This window comes from Geodermatophilus sp. URMC 63, from assembly GCF_053502565.1.
This window is the reverse complement of the sequence record NZ_CP199956.1, coordinates 112,286-125,311: the sequence shown is the minus strand read 5'-3', so window position 1 is coordinate 125,311 and position 13,026 is coordinate 112,286. Positions and strand designations below refer to the sequence as shown.

General features: G+C 74.4%; 12 protein-coding genes and 3 tRNA genes. 9 read left to right on the top strand and 6 right to left on the bottom strand.

Annotated elements, in window-relative coordinates; translation table 11 throughout:
• Positions 1-60 precede the first annotated feature (60 nt).
• On the bottom strand, positions 61-903 hold the full coding sequence (locus tag ACWIZO_RS00650) for a hypothetical protein (RefSeq protein ID WP_448640647.1): 843 nt from the start codon (positions 901-903) through the stop codon (positions 61-63).
• Between the two features lie 199 nt (positions 904-1,102).
• On the opposite strand from ACWIZO_RS00650, the gene serA reads away from it, so the two are divergent.
• The 3 genes from serA (at position 1,103) to cimA (ending at position 5,609) form a co-directional block, all read left to right on the top strand.
• Positions 1,103-2,704 (top strand): phosphoglycerate dehydrogenase, encoded by a 1,602-nt coding sequence (serA, locus tag ACWIZO_RS00645; protein WP_448640646.1) that lies wholly within the window; start codon positions 1,103-1,105, stop codon positions 2,702-2,704.
• 15 nt (positions 2,705-2,719) lie between these two features.
• Positions 2,720-3,739 (top strand): 3-isopropylmalate dehydrogenase, encoded by a 1,020-nt coding sequence (locus tag ACWIZO_RS00640; RefSeq protein ID WP_448640645.1) that lies wholly within the window; start codon positions 2,720-2,722, stop codon positions 3,737-3,739.
• Positions 3,740-4,019: 280 nt separating this feature from the next.
• Positions 4,020-5,609 carry a citramalate synthase gene (gene cimA / locus ACWIZO_RS00635; RefSeq protein ID WP_448640644.1) on the top strand — a complete coding sequence of 530 codons (1,590 nt, stop codon included), beginning with the start codon at positions 4,020-4,022 and terminating at the stop codon, positions 5,607-5,609.
• A 55-nt stretch (positions 5,610-5,664) separates the two neighbouring features.
• On the opposite strand, the gene ACWIZO_RS00630 is transcribed toward cimA, so the two are convergent.
• The 5 genes from ACWIZO_RS00630 to ACWIZO_RS00610 form a co-directional block, all read right to left on the bottom strand.
• Positions 5,665-6,075: a hypothetical protein gene (locus ACWIZO_RS00630; RefSeq protein ID WP_448640643.1), complete on the bottom strand. Its 411-nt coding sequence runs from the start codon at positions 6,073-6,075 to the stop codon at positions 5,665-5,667.
• Between the two features lie 80 nt (positions 6,076-6,155).
• Positions 6,156-6,809: a response regulator gene (locus tag ACWIZO_RS00625; RefSeq protein ID WP_448640642.1), complete on the bottom strand. Its 654-nt coding sequence runs from the start codon at positions 6,807-6,809 to the stop codon at positions 6,156-6,158.
• Entirely contained in the window at positions 6,806-7,918 is a 1,113-nt protein-coding gene (locus tag ACWIZO_RS00620) for a sensor histidine kinase (RefSeq protein ID WP_448640641.1), read from the bottom strand. The genes ACWIZO_RS00625 and ACWIZO_RS00620 overlap by 4 nt, the downstream gene beginning before the upstream one ends.
• A 98-nt stretch (positions 7,919-8,016) precedes the next feature.
• Positions 8,017-8,346, bottom strand: a complete 330-nt coding sequence (locus ACWIZO_RS00615; protein ID WP_448640640.1) for a putative quinol monooxygenase — start codon at positions 8,344-8,346, stop codon at positions 8,017-8,019.
• A 141-nt stretch (positions 8,347-8,487) separates the two neighbouring features.
• Complete coding sequence (locus ACWIZO_RS00610) at positions 8,488-8,868, bottom strand: VOC family protein (RefSeq protein WP_448640639.1); 381 nt, start codon at positions 8,866-8,868, stop codon at positions 8,488-8,490.
• Positions 8,869-8,931: 63 nt separating this feature from the next.
• Here ACWIZO_RS00610 and ACWIZO_RS00605 point away from each other — a divergent pair, with 63 nt between their 5' ends.
• The 6 genes from ACWIZO_RS00605 to ACWIZO_RS00580 all read left to right on the top strand — a co-directional run bounded on the left by ACWIZO_RS00605 (position 8,932) and on the right by ACWIZO_RS00580 (position 12,886).
• Complete coding sequence (locus ACWIZO_RS00605; protein WP_448640638.1) at positions 8,932-9,744, top strand: fumarylacetoacetate hydrolase family protein; 813 nt, start codon at positions 8,932-8,934, stop codon at positions 9,742-9,744.
• Positions 9,741-11,219, top strand: a complete 1,479-nt coding sequence (gene gltX, locus ACWIZO_RS00600) for a glutamate--tRNA ligase (protein WP_448640637.1) — start codon at positions 9,741-9,743, stop codon at positions 11,217-11,219. Before ACWIZO_RS00605 ends, gltX begins: the two co-directional genes overlap by 4 nt.
• Positions 11,216-12,451: a CPBP family glutamic-type intramembrane protease gene (locus ACWIZO_RS00595; RefSeq protein ID WP_448640636.1), complete on the top strand. Its 1,236-nt coding sequence runs from the start codon at positions 11,216-11,218 to the stop codon at positions 12,449-12,451. Before gltX ends, ACWIZO_RS00595 begins: the two co-directional genes overlap by 4 nt.
• Positions 12,452-12,513: 62 nt before the next feature.
• Positions 12,514-12,585: transfer RNA gene (locus ACWIZO_RS00590), tRNA-Gln, on the top strand.
• A gap of 56 nt (positions 12,586-12,641) precedes the next feature.
• Positions 12,642-12,714 (top strand) — tRNA-Glu (locus ACWIZO_RS00585).
• Between the two features lie 99 nt (positions 12,715-12,813).
• Positions 12,814-12,886, top strand: a tRNA-Glu gene (locus tag ACWIZO_RS00580).
• Positions 12,887-13,026 lie beyond the last annotated feature (140 nt).

The following is a 13,026-nucleotide window of genomic DNA, read 5'->3' as shown; positions in this document are numbered from 1 at the left end:
GGGCTCCGGGACGCCAGAAGGGGTCTGCCCGGACGGACAGACCCCTTCTGGTGACAGCGGTCAGCGGCCGCGGCGGGCGCGGTGTGCCGCGAAGAACGCGGCGGCCGGCTTCAGCGACAGGAGCACGACGATGGCCAGCGCGGCCAGGAAGAACAGCAGGCTGGTGACGATGCCCCCCGCCCCGGCGGTGTCGGCGGCGGTGAGGTTCCCGATCAGGCCGATCAGCGTGAAGACCAGGGCGATCGAGCCGCCGATCAGCAGCAGCACCCGGCTGCGCCCCGTGAGGGCCCACACGGAGCCCCAGATCGTGATCACCGTCCAGACCAGCGCCAGCAGGCCGAACACCAGCAGCACGCCTCCGACGGCGCCGGCCACCGACCCGAAGCCGGGTAGCTCCTCCTCGAGGTCCCCGGAGGAGGCGCTGGTGGCGGCGAAGGCCCCGAAGAAGATCGTGACCAGGCTGATCAGCACACCGATCGCCCCGAGGACGAAGCCGAGCACGGCGGCGGTCACCACGCCTCCGGGCTTGGCCGGGACGGCGCCCTGCCCGTACTGCTGGGCGTAGCCGTACTGCCCGTACTGCTGGGCGTAGCCCTGCTGCCCGTACTGCTGGGGGTGGCCCTCCCCGTACTGCTGCGCGTAGCCCGGCTGCCCGTACTGCTGCCCGTACTGCGGCTGGCCCGGCTGTGCGTACTGCTGGCCCTGCCCGTACTGCTGGTCCTGCCCGTACTGGCCGTACTGGCCGTGGGACTGGTCCTGCTGGGGTTGCCCCTGCTGGCCGGCGGCCGAGGCGCCCGTCGGCTGGTCCGACCGCTTGGTCAGGTCGGGCTGTCCCTGACCCTGCTGGCCCTGGCCGTACGGGGGGGTCCCGCCCGTGCCCTGGTCGTTGCCGTAGTTGCTCATGGTCCCCTCCGCTGGCGCCGGCCCGTGCCGGCAGTTCCGGCCGCCAGGATGCTGGGACGGCCGCGACACGGACAACCAGAGCACCCCTCGTTCGGGGTGTCGAGTCAGCCGGGGCACCTCGTGACCAGGCGGTGACCCGGCTCGCCGCCCCAGGGGCTGGACGGGGCGGAGGCCGGTCGTCTCCCTAGGCTGTGTGCCCGTGACCGAGAGCGCGCCCGTCGTCCTGATCGCCGAGCAACTGGCCCCCAGCGTGCTGGCGGTGCTCGGCAGCGATGTCGAGATCCGCCACGTCGACGGCGCCGACCGGTCCGCCCTGCTGCCCGCACTGGCCGACGCCGCCGCGGTCATGATCCGCAGTGCCACGCAGATCGACGCCGAGGCACTCGCGGCCGCGCCGAACCTCAAGGTGGTCGCCCGCGCCGGCATCGGGCTGGACAACGTCGACGTGGCCGCGGCGACCGAGCGCGGCGTCATGGTCGTCAACGCGCCGACGTCGAACATCGTCAGCGCGGCCGAGCACGCCGTCGCGCTGCTGCTGGCCGCCGCCCGGCACATCCCGGCCGCCGACGCGTCGCTGCGCGAGGGCACCTGGCAGCGCTCGAGGTTCACCGGCGTCGAGGTCACCGACAAGGTGGTCGGTGTCGTGGGCCTGGGGCGCATCGGCCAGCTGGTGGCCCAGCGGCTGGCCGCCTTCGGCACCACGCTGATCGCCTACGACCCCTACATCCAGCCCGGCCGCGCCGCCCAGCTCGGGGTGCGGATGGTGTCGCTGGAGGACCTGCTCCGCGAGGCCGACTTCATCACCGTCCACCTGCCCAAGACGCCGGAGACCCTCGGGCTGATCGGGTCCGCGGAACTGGCCACCACCAAGCGCGGCGTGATCATCGTCAACGCCGCCCGCGGCGGGCTGGTCGACGAGGCCGCCCTGGCCGACGCGCTCGCCTCGGGCCAGGTGGGTGCCGCGGGCCTCGACGTCTACGCCCAGGAGCCCTGCACCGACAGTCCGCTGTTCGCGCTGCCCAACACCGTCGTCACGCCGCACCTGGGCGCCTCGACGACGGAGGCCCAGGACAAGGCCGGCACCGCCGTCGCGCACTCGGTGCGCCTGGCGCTGCAGGGCGAGTTCGTGCCGGACGCGGTCAACGTGCAGGCCGGTGGTGTCGTGGCCGAGGACGTGCGACCCGGTCTGCCGCTGGCCGAGAAGCTGGGGACGGTGTTCACCGCGGTCGCCGGTGGCCTGGCCCAGTCGGTCACCGTCGAGGTGCGCGGCAAGCTGGCCGAGTTCGACGACTCGGTCCTGCAGCTCGCCGTCCTCAAGGGCGTCTTCTCCGACGTCGTCGAGGAGCAGGTCACCTACGTCAACGCCCCGCTGCTCGCCCAGCAGCGCGGCCTCGACGTGACGCTGACCGGCGACGTCGAGAGCCCCGACTACCGCAACCTCGTCCGGGTGCACGGTGCCATGGCCGACGGCCGCGAGGTCGCCGTCTCCGGCACCCTGTTCGGCAAGAACCAGGTGCCCAAGCTGGTCGAGGTCGACGGCTTCGACATGGACCTCGACCTGTCCGGCCACCTGCTGTTCTTCGTCTACACCGACCGGCCGGGCGTCGTCGGCACCGTCGGCGCGGCGCTGGGGGAGGCCGGCATCAACATCGCCGGCGCGCAGGTCAGCCGGACCACCCGCGGGGGCGAGGCGCTCATGGCGGTCACCGTCGACAGCCCGGTGCCCGCCGAGCTGCTCGGCGACATCGCCGGCCGCATCGGGGCGCGTGAGGCCCGCTCGGCCGACCTCGACCCGCGCTGACCTAGGGTCCTCGCCATGCGCCTGGCAGTGATCGCGGGAGACGGCATCGGTCCGGAAGTGGTGGCCGAGGGCCTCAAGGTCCTCGGTGGGGTGGTCCCGGACCTCCAGACCACCGAGTACGACCTGGGCGCCGCCCGCTGGCAGCGGACCGGGGAGCTGCTGCCGGACACGGTGCTCGACGAGCTGCGCGGCCACGACGCCATCCTGCTCGGGGCGATCGGCGACCCGAGCGTGCCGCCGGGCATCCTCGAGCGCGGGCTGCTGCTGCGGCTGCGCTTCGAGCTCGACCACCACGTCAACCTGCGCCCCGCGAAGCTCTTCGACGGCGTGCGCAGCCCGCTGGCCGACCCCGGCGCGATCGACATGCTCTGCGTCCGGGAGGGCACCGAGGGCCCCTACGCGGGCAACGGTGGCGTGCTGCGCCGCGACACCCCGCAGGAGGTGGCCACAGAGGTCAGCCTCAACACCGCCTTCGGCGTCGAGCGGGTCGTCCGCTACGCCTTCCAGCGGGCCACGGCCCGGCCGCGCCGGCACCTGACCCTCATCCACAAGACCAACGTGCTCACCCACGCCGGGTCGCTGTGGTCGCGCACGGTCGAGGAGGTGGGCGCGGAGTTCCCGGAGGTCACCGTGGCCTACCAGCACGTCGACGCGGCCTCGATGTTCTTCATCACCGACCCGGGCCGCTACGACGTCATCGTCACCGACAACCTCTTCGGCGACATCGTCACCGACGTCGCGGCGGCCGTGACCGGGGGCATCGGGCTGGCCGCCAGCGGCAACCTCGACGCGTCGGGCACCAACCCGAGCATGTTCGAGCCGGTGCACGGTTCGGCTCCCGACATCGCCGGGCAGGGCGTCGCCGACCCGACGGCCACCGTCCTGTCGGTCGCCCTGCTGCTGGGGCACCTCGGCCGCGGCGACTCGGCGCGCAAGGTCGAGGCCGCGGTCGCCTTCGACCTGTCCACCCGCGACCCGCAGCAGCCGGTGCGGACCGCCGAGGTCGGCGACCGCCTGGCCGCGCTCGCCGGCTGAGGAAGGCCCCCTGCCCCCCGCCGCTCGCAGGCTCGCCCCAGGCCCCGTGCTGAGGCTCGCCGCGAGCTCGCGAGTGGTGAGGAGGACGGGGTCCTCCTGCCTGCAGGGGGCCGTTCCCTCACGTCACCAGGGCTACACTGCCCGGTGATGCACCTCCCCGGCACGACCCTCATCATCGGCTAGCGCGCGGTCAGCACCCCGACCGCGCGCAGACCCTCCGTACCCGGGGGGTCTTTCTCGTGTGAGGGGCCTGGTCGCCGTCGAACCCCCGGGAGCACCCGTGGCCACCGACGCCTCGTTCCACGTCTTCGACACCACGCTGCGCGACGGCGCCCAGCGCGAGGGGATCAGCTTCTCCGTCGCCGACAAGCTCGCCGTCGCACGGCTGCTCGACGAGATCGGCGTGGGCTACATCGAGGGCGGCTGGCCCGGGGCGCTGCCCAAGGACACCGAGTTCTTCGCCCGCGCCCGCACCGAGCTGAAGCTGCGCCACGCGGTGCTCGTCGCGTTCGGCTCGACCCGCCGGGCCGGCGTGCGCGTGGAGGACGACCCGCAGGTGCAGGCGCTGCTCGACGCCGAGACCCCGGTGGTCTGCCTGGTCGCGAAGTCCGACGTCCGGCACGTCCGCGACGCGCTGCGGACCACGCTGGAGGAGAACCTCGCGATGGTCGGCGACACGGTGGCGCACCTGGTCGCGCACGGCCGGCGGGTGTTCGTCGACTGCGAGCACTTCTTTGACGGGTACGCCGCCGACCCCGACCACGGCGTCGACGTGCTGCGGACGGCGTTCGCCGCCGGCGCCGAGGTCGGCGTCCTGTGCGACACCAACGGCGGCATGCTGCCCATGGGCGTGGGCCGGGTGGTGGCCGACGTCCGCTCCCGGGTGGAGGGCCGGCTGGGCATCCACTGCCAGGACGACACCGGCTGCGCGGTCGCCAACTCGCTGGCCGCCGTCGAGGCCGGCGTGACCCACGTGCAGGGCACCGCCAACGGGTACGGCGAGCGGGCCGGCAACGCCGACACGTTCGCGCTGGTGGCCAACCTGGTCACGAAGATGGGCCTGCCGGTGGTGCCCGCGGACTGCCTGACCGAGCTGCAGCGGGTCAGCCACGCGATCGCCGAGCTGGCCAACATCGCCCCCGACGACCACCAGCCCTACGTCGGCGCCTCGGCGTTCGCGCACAAGGCCGGCCTGCACGCGAGCGCGATCAAGGTCAGCCCCGAGCTGTACAACCACCTCGACCCGGCGCTGGTCGGCAACGACATGCGCATCCTGGTCACCGAGATGGCCGGCCGCGCCTCGGTCGAGCTCAAGGGCCGCGAGCTCGGCGTCGACCTCGACGGGCACGCCGACGTCGTCGGCCACGTCGTCGACCGGGTCAAGGTGCTCGAGGCCGACGGGTGGTCCTTCGAGGCCGCCGACGCCTCCTTCGAGCTGCTGCTGCGCGCCTCGCTGCCCGACGCCCCCCAGCCGCTGTTCGAGCTGGAGAGCTACCGGACGACGGTCGAGCACTGGGGCAACGGCGTCGTCGTTAGCGAGGCGACGGTCAAGGTGCTCCTGCCCAACGCCGACGGCACGGCCGAGCGGGTCATCAGCACCGGGGAGGGCAACGGCCCGGTCAACGCGCTGGACAACGCGCTGCGCCAGGCACTGGTCAGCCGCCACCCGCAGCTCGCCGACGTCTCGCTGGCCGACTACAAGGTCCGCATCCTCGGCTGGAAGGGCGGCACCAGCGCCACGACCCGGGTGCTCATCGACTCCACCGACGGCGTCGGCGAGTGGACCACCGTGGGCGTCCACGACAACATCGTCGAGGCCTCCTGGCACGCCCTGGTCGACGCGCTGACCTACGCCGTCCGCTGCCGCTGACACCCCGCCGTCCCGCCAGCCCGTGCGCGGGGAGGCGGGACGGCGGGATGGCGCGTCAGCAGTGGGCGTACTCGTCGAGGCGCCACCACATCGCCAGCGCCATGGCCGGGAGCATCAGCACGTGCCCGGCGGTGAACAGGGTGTCCCCGGAGACCGCGCCGGCCCAGTAGGGGAGGAGCAGGACCGCGAACGGCACGTACATCGCCGCCGACATCTCGGTGATCGCCGGCCACGAGTGCCCGCGGATGCGCATCCAGGCGCCCATGCCGATCGCCATGTTGGTCGCCATGACCACCGCGTGGACGTCGGCGCGGTCGTCGAGCCCGGGCCAGACCAGGCCCTCGGCGGCGCCCAGGACGACCATCCCGGCGACCATCGCGACGAGCATCTCGAGGTAGTGGCGGACGAGGTGCCAGGTGCGCCGGCCGCGGCTGCGCGTGTGCTGGGGCGGGGTCTGCGTCGTCATGCCGGGAGCGTCGGGCGCCGCGCCGTCCCCGCCAGGTGCCGGAGGTCACGCTCCCCGGTCACGATCCGGCGTGACCCCCGTCAGAGCAGGTCGAGGGCCCGGGCCCGCAGCGCCGCCTGGGTGCGGTCCCGGGCGCCGAGCTTGCCCAGCACGGTGGTCACGTGGTTCTTCACCGTGCCCTCGGCCAGGAACAGCGCCGCCGCGATCTCCCGGTTGCTGTTCCCGTCGGCCAGCAGCCGCAGGACGTCGAGCTCACGGCCGGACAGCGGCACCACCAGCGGCTGCGGCCGGGGCCGGGGGGCGTCGTCGAGCTGCGCGAAGCGGGCCAGCACCTTGGCCGCCACCGACGGCTGGAGCACCGACTCGCCGCGGGCCGCGGCGGTCACCGCCTCGACGAGGCGGTCCGCGGACACGTCCTTGAGCAGGTAGCCCACCGCCCCGGCCCGGAGCGCCGCGAAGACGTCCTCGTCGTCGTCGAAGGTCGTCAGCGCCAGCACGCGGACGCCGGGCTGCTCGACGCGCAGCCGCCGGGTCGCGCCGATGCCGTCGAGGACCGGCATGTGCAGGTCCATGAGGACGACGTCGGGCCGCAGCGCGGCCGCGCGCTCCAGCGCCTGGTGACCGTCGCCGGCCTCCCCGGCCACCTCGACCTCGGGACGGGTGCCCAGCAGGGTGACCAGCGCCTCGCGGAAGAGCGCCTGGTCGTCGACCACCAGCACGCGGACGGCGCTCACCCCGGCACCTGGACCAGCAGCTCGGTGCCGCCGCCGGGCACCGAGGCCACGCGGAGGGAGCCGCCCGCGCGGGCCGCCCGCTCCTGCAGGCCCACCAGCCCGAAGGCGCGCGGGTCCCGTCCCCCGGCCGGGAGGCCGCGGCCGTCGTCCCGCACGCCCAGCCGCACCGTCCCGTCCTCGCCGTAGGTCAGGGTCACCCGGGCCGACGTCGCGCCGGCGTGCTTGCCGACGTTGGTCAGCCCCTCCTGCGCCGACCGGAACAGGGACTCCTCGGCCTCCGCGGGGAGCTGCCGCTCGGTGCCCACGACCTCGAGCGTCGCGGGGACGCCGGCCACGGAGACCTCCGCGGTCAGGGCCTCGAGCGCGGTGCGCAGCGGTGGTGCGGTCCGGGGCTCGCGCAGCGTGGCGACCGACCGGCGGACCTCGGCCAGGGCCTCGCTCGCCTGCGTCTGGGCCTTGGCGAGGACGTCGTCGGCGCGGGCGGGGTCCGACGCCAGGACTGCCCGGGCGGCCTGCACCTGCACCTGGACGACGGTCAGGTGGTGGCCGAGGCCGTCGTGGATGTCGCGGGCCAGCCGGTTGCGCTCGCGGGTGGTCGCGAGCTCCTCGGCCTGCGCGGCGTACCCGCGCAGCCGCTCGTTGGCCTCGGCGAGCTCGGCCCGGGCCCGTTGCTCGCGCTTGAGCAGCTCGGTGACGACGGCGGTGAAGACCGCGGCGCCCAGCGCGCCCAGGCCGTTGCGCGCGAAGTCCCCCCAGCTCATCCCCAGGTGCACGAGCGGGACGGCGGCCGTGACCAGCGCGGCCGCCGGGAGGGGGAGGAGCAGCACGCTCTGGCTGACCAGCACCAGCAGCAGCAGCGTCGTCCCGACACCGGGGCCGGAGACGCCGAAGAGCAGGATCCCGAGCGGCAGCTGCAGGCACACGTGTCCGGCCGCGAGCCAGTACCGGCGCGGGACGGGCTGGCGGGCGAGCCACGGGAGCGCGAGGAGCGCGTGCGTCGCGTACGTCACCGCGAGGGCGACGGGGAGCAGCGGGTGCGGGTCGTCGGTCGCCTCGACCATCACGGTGAGCAGTGCCAGGAGCGTCAGCACCGCGAGGGCGCGGGTCACCTGATCACTCTCGCGCCGCCGTCTCGGCCCGGTCAACACGCCGGTGGCCCCCTCCCGCCCGGGAGGGGGCCACCGGCGCGTGTCCGCCGGCCGGCGGGTCAGGTGCGGGGCCGGACCTCGCCCATCGGGCCGAAGCCGCTGACGTCGGGGGCGTCGATGTAGATGATCTGCGGCTGCTCGGCGACGAGGTCGGACATCCAGTCGAAGGCGGCCTTGGCGTGCGGGGTGGCCACGTGCGAGGCGCCGGCGTCGGGATCGCGGAAGCCCTCGACGCAGACGAAGGTGTTCGGGTCGAGCACGCTGCGCGACCACTCGAAGAACAGGCTGCCCTCCTCGGCGTTCACCGCCGCCGCGTACTCGTCCGCGTGGGTGCGGAACTCGTCGATCCTGTCGGGGCGGACGGGGAACTTGATGACGATCAGGATCACGGCGTCTCCTCGGTCGATCCGGGTGGGGCCCGGAGGGCTCCGCGTGGCCCCCCTCCGGGTCCCGCCCCGAGCGTGCGAGGGGCGGGGAGAAGGGGGTCCTTCAGCGCTCCTGGTCGCGGTGTCGTCCGGAGGACGACAGTGTCACAGCGGGTCGAGCCGGGTGCGCAGCAGGCAGAACACGTTGCCCTCCGGGTCGGCGAGCACGTGCCAGCTCTCCTCCCCGGTCTGCCCGACGTCGGCCCGGGTGGCGCCCAGGTCGAGCAGCCGCTGCAGCTCGGCGTCCTGGTCGCGGTCGGTGGGGGAGAGGTCGACGTGCAGCCGGGGCTTGCCCGGGGCGGGGTCGGGGACCGGCGCGAACACCAGCGTCGGGGCGGCACCCCCGAAGCCGGCCTCCGGGCCGATCTCCACGGCGCCGTCCTCGTCGCGGCCGAGCACCCGGTAGCCCAGCACCCCGGCCCACCACGCGGCCAGCGCCTCGGGGTCGCGGCAGTCGACGACGAGCTCACTGAACCGGGCGGCCACGCCGCCGACCGTAGGGGTCCGGCGGCGTCGGCGCGGTCCGGCCGGGTCAGTAGCCTCGACGGCGTGCGCATCGTCCGCTTCGCCTCGCCCTCGGGCATGTCCTTCGGCGTCCTCGACGGCGACGGCCAGGTCGCCCAGATCGAGGGCCACCCGTTCGGCACCCTCTCCTTCACCGGCCAGCGCTTCGCGCAGGCCGACGTCCGGCTGCTCTCGCCGATCCTGCCGAGCAAGGTGGTCTGCGTCGGCAAGAACTACGCCGAGCACGTCAAGGAGATGGACACCGGCGACGCCCCCGAGCGGCCGTTGCTGTTCCTCAAGCCCTCGACGTCGGTCATCGGCCCCGGCGACGCCATCCGCATCCCGCCGGGCAGCACCAACGTCCACCACGAGGTCGAGCTCGCCGTCGTCATCGGCGCCCGCGGAGCGCGCAACCTCACCCCGGAGCAGGTCCCGGCCAGCGTCTTCGGGTACACGATCGCCAACGACGTCACCGAGCGGGACATGCAGAAGGCCGACGGGCAGTGGACCCGCGCGAAGGGGTTCGACTCCTTCTGCCCGCTCGGCCCCTGGATCGAGACCGACCTGGGTGTCCTGGGCAAGGACCCGGCCGACCTGGCGATCACCTGCACCGTCGACGGCGAGCTCCGGCAGTCCGGGCGCACCAGCCAGCTGCTGTTCGACGTGCCCACGCTGGTCTCCACCATCTCGCAGGTCATGACCCTGCTGCCCGGCGACGTCGTCCTCACCGGCACCCCCGCCGGCGTCGGGCCGATCGCCCCCGGCCAGCGCGTCGAGTGCGCCATCGAGGGGCTGGGATCGCTGACCAACGGCGTCAGCGGGGCCGACCCGACCTCGACCGCCGGGGCCGCGCGGTGAGCGCTCCGGGCGAGGTCCGCACCCGCTTCTGCCCGTCGCCGACCGGGATGGTGCACGTCGGCCTGCTGCGGACCGCGCTGTTCAACTGGGCGCACGCCCGGCACTCCGGGGGCAGCCTCGTCCTGCGCATCGAGGACACCGACGCCGCCCGCGACTCCGAGGAGTCCTACCGGCACCTGCTCGACAGCCTGCGCTGGCTGGGCCTGGACTGGGACGAGGGGCCCGAGGTCGGCGGCCCGCACGGCCCCTACCGGCAGTCGCAGCGGCACGACGTCTACCGCGAGGTGGCCGCCGAGCTGCTCGAGGCCGGGCACGCCTACGAGTCGTTCTCGACCAACGAGGAGGTCGACGCGCGGCGCCGGGCGGCCGGGCAGGACCCCAAGCTCGGCTACGACAACGCCGACCGCTTCCTCACCGACGCGCAGAAGGCCGCCTTCCGCGACGAGGGCCGCGAGCCGGTGCTGCGGCTGCGGATGCCCGACGCGGACCTCGCCTGGACCGACCTGGTGCGCGGCGAGGTCCGCTTCGCCGCCGGGTCGGTGCCCGACTTCGTCATCGTCCGGGGCAACGGCGTGCCGCTCTACCCGTTCGTCAACCCCGTCGACGACGCCCTCATGGGCATCACCGACGTCCTGCGCGGGGAGGACCTGCTGCCCTCCACGCCCCGCCAGCTCGCCCTCTACGCGGCGCTGCAGGACGTCGGCGTCGCCCGGGGCGCCCCGCGCTTCGGCCACCTGCCCTACGTGACCGGCGAGGGCAACCGCAAGCTGTCCAAGCGCGACCCCACGTCCAACGTCGACGTCTACCGCGAGCGCGGCTTCCTCCCCGAGGGGTTCGCCAACTACCTGGCGCTGCTGGGCTGGTCGATCGCCGAGGACCGCGACGTGTTCTCGATGGCCGAGATGGCCGGGGCCTTCGACGTCACCCGGGTCAGCGCCAACCCGGCGCGCTTCGACGTCCGGAAGGCCGAGGCGATCAACGCCACGCACGTGCGGCAGCTGCCCGTCGAGGAGTTCGTCGACCGGGTCGTGCCCTTCCTCGCCGGCGCCGGCCTGGTCGCCGATCCGCCGACGCCCGAGCAGGACCGGGTGCTGCGGGCCATCGCGCCGATGGCGCAGGAGCGCACCGTGGTCCTCTCCGACGTCGTCGGCCTGGTCGGCTTCCTGTTCACCGACGACGTCGACGTCGACCCCGCCGCCGCGGCCAAGAACCTGCGCCCGGAGGACGGCGAGGTGCTGGCCGCGGCCTCCGCAGCCCTCGGGGAGCTGGCGGAGTGGTCGGCCGCCGCGATCGAGACCGCGCTCAAGGAGGCGCTCGTCGAGGGCCTCGGGCGCAAGCCGCGGCAGGCGTTCGGGCCGGTGCGCGTGGCGGTCAGCGGCCGCACGGTGTCCCCGCCGCTCTACGAGTCGCTCGAGCTGCTGGGCCGCGAGCGCACGCTCGCCCGCCTCGCGGCCGCCCGGGACACGGCCGGGTGACCGTCCCGCCCGGGCCGTGGCCGCCCGGTGGCGACGAGCCCTACACCGGGCCGCCGCCGACCGGTCCCTACGGGGCGCCGCCGTACGTCCCGGGAGCGTCCCGCGGCCGGTACCCGCCGCCGCCCGGCGCGGCGGCCGGACCGGTGCCCTGGCCGCTGGGGCCGGTCCCCGCACAGCCGGCCCCGCACACCCACCTGCCCGGCGCCCCGTCCTGGCAGCAGGCGGTCCTCGACGCCCGGCCGGCGCCGCCCCCGGCCGTGTTCCCGCCGGGCGTGCGGCTGGCGCCGCCCCCCGGGACGCCTCCGCACGACGAGCCGGTGCCCTACCTGCTCGCCATGCGCTCGCGCGACTGGGCGTGGTGGCGGCCGCTGCTCGGGCTGCTGCTGTTCGCCGTCGCCTACTCGGTGGCGGCCTTCGTCGTCGTCCTGCTGACCCTGCTCACCGGGATCACCCCGGACCTGGCGCTGCTCGACCTGGTCGACCCCGGCACGCTGCTGCTGACCAACCTCTCGCTGATCGTCGCCATCCCGATCGTGTGGCTGCTCTGGGTGGCTGCGCACGGCATGCGGCCGGGCTGGTCGTCGTCGGTGCTGGCGCGGCTGCGCTGGCGGCTGTTCGCGCCCCTCACCCTGCGGGCCCTGGCCACGCTCGGCGTGGGCATCGGCCTGTCGGTGCTGCTCGGGTTCCTGGTCGAGGGGGGTGCGGTCACCGGCCCGGTCGACGACCTCGTCTGGCTGCTGCTGGTCGTGGTGCTCACCACGCCGATCCAGTCCGCCGCCGAGGAGTACGTCTTCCGCGGCTACCTCAGCCAGGCGATCGCCGGGTGGATCCGCAGCCCGCGGGTCGGCGCGCTGGTGGCCGCCGTCGTCACCGCCGCGCTGTTCTCGGCCGCGCACGCCCCCGGCGACGTCGTCACCTTCCTCGACCGGTTCGCCTTCGGCCTGGCCGCCTCCGCCGTGGTCTGGCTCACCGGCGGCCTCGAGGCGGCGATCGTCCTGCACGCGGTGAACAACGTGCTGGTGTTCTGCCTGGCCGGCACGCTGGGCGACGGCGTGACCACCGACGAGGTCCCGGCGGGCGTGGGACTGCTGTCCCTGCTGCTCACGCTGCTGTCGATGAGCGCCTACGTGGCCGCCGTCGCGGCCGCCCGCCGGCGGCTGCACCCCGAGCTGGTCACGGCGGCCCAGGACCTGCGCGTCGCGGCCGGCGACCCGCGGACCCGGGGGTGGTGACACCCGGTCCGCGGGCATCGGGTATCGTCGTGCCCGGCGCCGCGAGGTGCCGGCCAAGACCTTGGGGTATGGGGTAATTGGCAGCCCGACGGTTTCTGGTTCCGTTAGTCTAGGTTCGAGTCCTGGTACCCCAGCGAGGAAGCACCACCTCCTCACGCACCACCAGCACCACCGCACAGCACCACCGCACGGCCCCGTCGTCTAGCGGCCCAGGACGCCGCCCTCTCACGGCGGTAGCGAGGGTTCGAATCCCTTCGGGGCTACAGCGCAGCGAGAGCCCCCGGTCAGCCGACCGGGGGCTCTCGTGCGTCCCGGGCCCCGTCCCGGGACGCCGGCCGCCCGTGGCACCATGGAGCCCGTCCGGCCCCGTCGTCTAGCGGCCCAGGACGCCGCCCTCTCACGGCGGTAGCGAGGGTTCGAATCCCTTCGGGGCTACAGCGGCACCACGCGCACGACAGCACGCGGCTCAGCACGAGGGCCCCCGGTCACCCGGCCGGGGGCCCTCGTGCGTCCGGACCCCGGTCCCCGAGTGGCTGGGCGATCACCGACGGGCATAGCGTGCGCGGGGTCGGTCA

Coding starts and splice junctions, on each gene's coding strand:
- ACWIZO_RS00630 (WP_448640643.1), bottom strand. CDS start 6,075: ATGACGACGCAGACCCCGCCCCAGCACACGCGCAGCCGCGGCCGGCGC.
- ACWIZO_RS00640 (WP_448640645.1), top strand. CDS start 2,720: ATGCGCCTGGCAGTGATCGCGGGAGACGGCATCGGTCCGGAAGTGGTG.
- ACWIZO_RS00650 (WP_448640647.1), bottom strand. CDS start 903: ATGAGCAACTACGGCAACGACCAGGGCACGGGCGGGACCCCCCCGTAC.